This window comes from Milkweed yellows phytoplasma str. MW1 (assembly GCF_000309485.1).
GTDB lineage: Bacteria > Bacillota_I > Bacilli_A > Acholeplasmatales > Acholeplasmataceae > Phytoplasma.
The window spans coordinates 1-6,216 of record NZ_AKIL01000044.1 but is presented as its reverse complement, the minus strand read 5'-3'; the positions used below and the strand labels follow the sequence as shown (position 1 = coordinate 6,216).

The window sequence follows — 6,216 nt, the reverse complement described above, 5'->3', positions numbered from 1 at the left end:
TATTTTTTTAATTAACACGTTTATATGTTAACTTATTTTTTGTTATTTATTTATTTTCTGACTAATTTCTTTTAAATTTTCTTTAATTTCTTTTCTCAATTTTTCAAAATCTGTTTTATTTTCTTTTCTAAAATCATTTAAAGAAGTATCGACTTTATCTACTTTAGAATCAACTTGTTTGATTTCAGAAATTATATGTCGATAAAAAAGTGCAATTAAAGATAAAATTAATAATGAAATAATAGAAAGAAATATTCTTGTAGAAGGTTTTTTCAAAAAATTTTCTATTTCTGGAGTTGGTTGTTTCATTGATTTGACCTTTATTTTTATTCCTCGGCCGAGGTAATTTTATAGAGGTAATTGGGAGAGGATATATAATTTGGGTTTTGTTTGTTTAACGTCTTCTGTTATTAGAGTTATTTAATTGATTGCAATTGTTTTCGCGAGGCATAGCATTATGTAAAATAATCTGTTGAGTTGAAATACGTTGACTTAATTGTATATTTTGTCTTACAAGATTATTAATAATTTCTTCGGAAGCATTATTATTTCTAGCATTAAAAATTTGTTGGACTATTACAGCTTGTTCGCGATTCATTTCTTGTAAAATACGCGCTTGAGTTTCAAAATTAGTGTTATGATGACCGTTATTTGGCGTTTGATTACCATTATTCATAGCCATTAATGGATTATTACTGATTATTACTAGTAATTAAAAATAATCCTAAACCAATAAATACAAATATATTTAAAAATAATAAATGGTGTTTAATTTTAAACATTAATTAAATCTCTCCTTTTATTTTTATCCCTCAGCTGAGGTGATTTCATAAAGAGAGTTGAGGGAGGATAGAGCGGATTTTTTGTTTTGTTCTAAACTTTTATCATAATTGTGTTGTAAGACATTTCTTAGTTTGATGGCATCAGATAAAATACCTTCACACATTGTTTGTCTGGATTTTAAATGGCCGATTTGGACTTTCATTTCGCCAATTTGTCCGACTAACTCGATTATTTCGTCTTGTAATTTTGAGATTTCAGTTTTTAATCTAATTTTGTCGTCAGGGGAAGCTATTTTTTCTTCTTCTTTTTTATCTTTTATATCTTTTTCTTTGTTAGCTAATGCTTCTTCTTTTTGTTGAAGTTGTTTTTGTAATTGTTGAATTTGGTTTATTATTTCATTTATTTGGGATGTGTATCCATTGCATTCTTGTTTTTTTTCATCTATGTTTTGTTGGTCTTTTTTTCTAAATTCTAATGTTTGTTTTTGTGAATTTCTAAATTTTTCGATTTTGTTTTTTTCTTCTTGAGAAAGATCATTTAGTGTTAAAACTTCGTTTTCATTTTCTGATAAGATATAATTTTTTATTATATCAAATTTTTCTTTAGTTATTTTAATTTTAGATTTTGGCGTTTCTATTTCGCGTTTATTTCTTAGTGGTTGATTTAGTTTTTGTTCGTTATCTACTTCTTTATGATAATTTGATAAGGATTTTGGCTCTTGTTTGGTTTCATTAATGCCTTTAAACAAACCTATAATAATAATCCAATATTTTTTAAAAAAATTCATATTTTCATAGCCTTTCCGATAATAGTAGTAATGGATATTATCTTTAAAAAATTAATTACCACTATTATACATTTTTATTGTGTTAATTTTAAAGAAAAAGTTTGATATATAAATTAATTATTAATAGGTTGTAAGAATTTATTATATCTTTTTTGTTTAATTCTTTCTTGAACTTTGGCGTACTTTGGAGATTTTTGTTTTAATTCTTCTTCTCTCGCATTTATTTCTTCGTTTTTGGTTTCTATTTTTTTTGCTAATTGGTTATATTCAATGTTTAAAGGATATTTTTCAAGGGTTTTTTTCTTTTTTCATCTAATTCGTCAACAATTTTTGTGTATTCATAAATTACAGACTCTTCTTCTTGTGCGATTTTTGTAACTACTTTTCTTGATTTTCCGTATTCTTTGACAATTTGATCAGATTGTAATTTATCTTTATATTCTTCTAGTTTCTTTTCGGAGTCTTTATTAGTCTGCGTTGGCTTCGTCTAAATCTTTTTCAATTCTTTTAATAATTGTTTCGTATGTTTGCTGGTCCATCATTTTAGGAGTTCCATCTTCGTTTTGCATTAATTGTTGAGCTAAGTGAATTGCACGGTGTACTTCGTGAACAATTAATCCACTTTTAGCGATGTTTCCAGCGGTTTTTTTAGTTACGCCGCCGCCTACTGCTCTTAACATGCCTCGTCCTCCGAAGGCATCCATACATACTTCGGCGCCCGGCAGAAATAATGTTTCTTCCGTTAAAAACCCTTTTTAGAATTCACATTTTTAATGAAGTTAGTTTAACCAATCGATATAAAAATATTTTGCCTAAACCTTTTCTTGATAAAAGAAATATTTTAGGCATTTTTTATTATCATATGTAAATCGTTTTTATAAAGTATCCTTCTTTTTTTATAAACTCTTATAGATGTATAAACCCAAAAATAAAAGCTAAATTGTTCTTTGGAAAACAATTTAGCTTTTATTCTGTATTATGGCGAAAAAAATGTTAACATTATTGAGTTTTTTTTCTTTTGAAATTAAATTTATTTTCTTTGCCTTCCAGCAAATTAATAATATTTTTGTAATGTTTTAAAAAAATAATAATTGTGGTGGCAAAGATAAAATATAATTCCATATAAGTTTGTGGAGGTTCCTTTTCCCTCGAAAGCTCAATGCCAGTATGAATCCATAAGCCGACATTTACTAAAGAAGTGGCTATAAGAGACGATAAAGAGGCGTACCCGCTAAATCTTACCATAATAACAAAAGATAAGATCCCTAATAAACCCACTAGGTAATTAATGCTTGTGATAAAACCGACCGAACTAGCGATAGCTTTCCCGCCCTTAAATTTATTGAAAATAGAAAACATATGTCCTAAAACAGCAGCCATACCGAAATAGACTCTAAAATCATTGATTTTCTCAGGAATAATATCATTTTTCGTTAAATGTTTAACGATAAAAATAGGCAAAAAACCTTTTAAAAAATCTAAAATAAAAGTTAGTAAACCTAATTTAAAACCTAATACTCTAGTTACATTCGAAGAACCAATATTTTTTGAACCTAAAGTACTAATGTCTTTGTTTTTAAAAATTGTTCCTACCAATAAGCCTACCGGAATAGATCCTATTGTATAAGAAAATAAAATAATACTTACGATAATACTTATATTCGATATATTCATGTTTTTATTTTTCAAACTTTCTTTTATTTATATTATAACAATTTCATAAATATTTGTTAATTAACAAATAATAAAAAGTTAAACATATAATTTGTAAATTGGTCTAAAACCAGATTGGGTTACATATATAAATATTTAAAACCGAAGGTGGATATGATATATACTAGAGGACCAACTACACGAGTCGCTATAGTCGCAAAAGGCAATAAATCTTCTCGATGACTAATAGCCATCACTCCTAAATTGCCCGTTCCACCGATGCTGTGCGAGCAAAGTCCAGCAGTTAAAGATAATTCTAGAGGGTAAAAACCTAATGATTGGGATAAAATAAAAGTTGTTATCACAGCGACCGTTAAGGAAGCAACAACGATTAATACAACACTAGGTGTTTTTAAAGTATTTATTAAATTGGCAAAATTAGTAGTTAAACCTAAACCGGCTAAAACAGGACCTGTAAAATTAATAGACATGAATTTTCCAGCTTGGGACACAGAATTTTGATACTTATCAGACAATAAATTAAAAATTTTAATAACTAATAAAATGATAATAACATATACCATTGCGTCTAAATAATTACATAAAACTTGGTTAATCATATTGCCTAAATTATAAAGAGCGAAAATGATTAATAACCCCATACCTATTTGTTTATGTTCTAAAGGTGTTTTGATAGACTTATGAGAATGGTCAATCTTTTTTTGCTCTAAAGAGCCTTTGCCGCTGTATTTAGTTTTATCAAATAAAACAAATAATAAACCAGCGAAGAAAATACTTAAAACACGGGCTAAAATTAAAGGCGCTAAAAGAACACTTCTAATTTGACTTGCCTCTGCTGATTCTTTAAAAGCGTCTTTATAAATACCATTGGAAAAGCCACCAATACCTAAGTTAGTCCCTCCATTAGTTAAAGGCACAAACACAAAGAAAATACTATCCCAGAAACTGCCTTGAGATTTCTTTGAGAAAATAACATCTGGATGAAAACTCACTAAATAACCTAAAAAACCACTAACAACAAAAGCAAAGATAATAGCGATTAAAGTGATCGGAATAAACTTGATTAAAGATCTTTTTAATAAATCTCTATCCACGCTTAAAATACTTCCGGCGATAACGATAGTGATAAAGAATTGTGAGAAATTAATCCCTAAACCATCATTCGCTCCTGGTTTATTGAAAAAAGCTTTATCAAAATTATCAGCTATGTTTTTTGGTATTATTTCTTTATAAATTAAAAAAGATGGTACTAATATAGAAAGTAAAAAACCAAAGCCTAATTTATTTAAAAAAGGCGTTTTAGAACCAATATAATTTAAACCAATCCCTAACACCATAGCAAAAAATAAAGGCGTTAATAAAGGATGCCATAATTTTTTATTGTCTCGATCTATTCTCATATAAACGATATTTAAAATCATTATTACAACAAAACTTAAAAACAATAAAGGGTTAAAACCAAAAATCTCTATTTTCTTTTTATTATTTTTTTCATTCATAAAAAATGTTTCCTTCTTTCTTATGGATTAGAATGTTAATGCATGAACACTTATAATTATATTTTATTGAGAAAAGTTTATAACAAGAAAAAGTCATTTATAAACATCCTTTGTTAAAAAAACCTTTTATTAACCGAAAAAATGCTTGTTGTGTTTCATTTATTTGCTCAAAAAATTTTTCTATCTGATGATTAACTATGTTTTTCGTTGAAATTAAATTGTTGATAAATATTTTGTATTTTATTTCTAAATAATAAAAAGACCACTAAGTTGATCATATTGGAAGTAATCACGGGAATCAGATTTAAAAACCATAAAATAAACCAAGATTTAGTTGTACCACCGTTAAAAAAAGCGTTTATCAAGTTCGCAAAAAGACCTGCACGAGTAGGTAAATTTTTTTTAATAATGTTTAGCCACGCATAACCGTTAATTGTGCGAGAAATACTTTGAATGATGATAATAATAGTGAAAACTAGTAACATTTTTTGATAATTTTTTTCGTCCGTTTTTAGAAAAGATATAAAAAGATATGCTAAAATAGGTATAAAAGTCCCAAAGATAATATTTTTGAAAATAACAGCACTTTCGTCTACAAATAAAGTTTGATAAGTATTATAGATTTGTAAGTATTGAAATGAGGAATAAAAAACTCCATCAAAAAATAAGTAAATCAATAAAAAAGTTAAAGCATATTTAAAACTAAACAAAAACATTAAAACGAATAAAGGAAAGTGCCAAAAAACACATAATTGAGCGTCTATAATCGGCATTTTTTTAAAACTAAATAAACTGCCTGAAAGAAACTTTTGGTTAATTTGAGCTAATATAAAAGCCATGGCTATTAAATTAGCTCCTAAAGTTATTTTTTTTAAATCTATTTTTTTAGTCATATTATTTTTTCCTTTGATGCGAATATATTAAGCGTGTAAAGAAAGCATTTTTTATGGGAGTGATTGCATAAACACAATTATGCTTGTGTTTTAAGTGAATTATTACATTTATGTCTTTTTTATTTTAACATATAAGACCTCTTCTAGAATGATTATTCTATCAATAAATGTTTCTCATATGCGATAATCATGATATAAACTCTTTTTTATTGAATTCAGTTACTCAATGAATTAATAAAAAGTCAATAAACATGTTTTTTTAATATATATTTTGTTATAATGTTTTTGTCTAATAATCTTTGAATAAATTTCTAAAAAAAGGAAATGATTCGATTGATTAATGATGGCAAAAAATGTTTCAGATGGAGTAGTACTCAAGTGGTTATAAGAGGCGTCCCTGCTAAGGACGTAGTCCAATTTTTGGTGCAAGGGTTCGAATCCCTTCTGCTCCGCCAATTATAAAAAAAATTTGATGATATTTTTTTACTTAAGCATTTGTTAAATAGTTTTATTTTTCCCAATAATATAATATTTAGCCAGAATTGATTTATCTTTTGTTTAATTAAATAAAATTATATAT

The 6,216-nt window shown here is 26.7% G+C and carries 8 protein-coding genes and 1 tRNA gene; 1 reads left to right on the top strand and 8 read right to left on the bottom strand.

Annotated features, from left to right (window positions below):
• Positions 1–42: 42 nt before the first annotated feature.
• The 8 genes from RI76_RS01035 to RI76_RS01005 form a co-directional block, all read right to left on the bottom strand.
• On the bottom strand, positions 43–309 hold the full coding sequence (locus tag RI76_RS01035) for a hypothetical protein (protein ID WP_017192275.1): 267 nt from the start codon (positions 307–309) through the stop codon (positions 43–45).
• A gap of 85 nt (positions 310–394) precedes the next feature.
• A complete protein-coding gene (locus RI76_RS01030) occupies positions 395–682 on the bottom strand; it encodes an effector protein (RefSeq protein WP_261974327.1) in 288 nt (95 codons plus the stop codon).
• A gap of 10 nt (positions 683–692) precedes the next feature.
• Positions 693–782, bottom strand: coding sequence for an SVM family protein (locus tag RI76_RS03275; protein ID WP_017192273.1), 90 nt, complete (start codon positions 780–782; stop codon positions 693–695).
• Between the two features lie 23 nt (positions 783–805).
• A complete protein-coding gene (locus RI76_RS02870; protein WP_017192272.1) occupies positions 806–1,570 on the bottom strand; it encodes a hypothetical protein in 765 nt (254 codons plus the stop codon).
• Positions 1,571–2,037: 467 nt separating this feature from the next.
• Positions 2,038–2,274: a hypothetical protein gene (locus RI76_RS02965; protein ID WP_017192271.1), complete on the bottom strand. Its 237-nt coding sequence runs from the start codon at positions 2,272–2,274 to the stop codon at positions 2,038–2,040.
• A gap of 295 nt (positions 2,275–2,569) precedes the next feature.
• Positions 2,570–3,244 (bottom strand): glycerol-3-phosphate 1-O-acyltransferase PlsY, encoded by a 675-nt coding sequence (gene plsY / locus RI76_RS01015; protein WP_017192269.1) that lies wholly within the window; start codon positions 3,242–3,244, stop codon positions 2,570–2,572.
• Positions 3,245–3,363: 119 nt separating this feature from the next.
• Entirely contained in the window at positions 3,364–4,743 is a 1,380-nt protein-coding gene (locus RI76_RS01010; RefSeq protein WP_017192268.1) for a 2-hydroxycarboxylate transporter family protein, read from the bottom strand.
• A gap of 191 nt (positions 4,744–4,934) precedes the next feature.
• Positions 4,935–5,636: a hypothetical protein gene (locus RI76_RS01005; RefSeq protein WP_017192267.1), complete on the bottom strand. Its 702-nt coding sequence runs from the start codon at positions 5,634–5,636 to the stop codon at positions 4,935–4,937.
• Positions 5,637–6,000: 364 nt separating this feature from the next.
• Here RI76_RS01005 and RI76_RS01000 point away from each other — a divergent pair.
• Positions 6,001–6,091: transfer RNA gene (locus tag RI76_RS01000), tRNA-Ser, on the top strand.
• Positions 6,092–6,216: the final 125 nt, after the last annotated feature.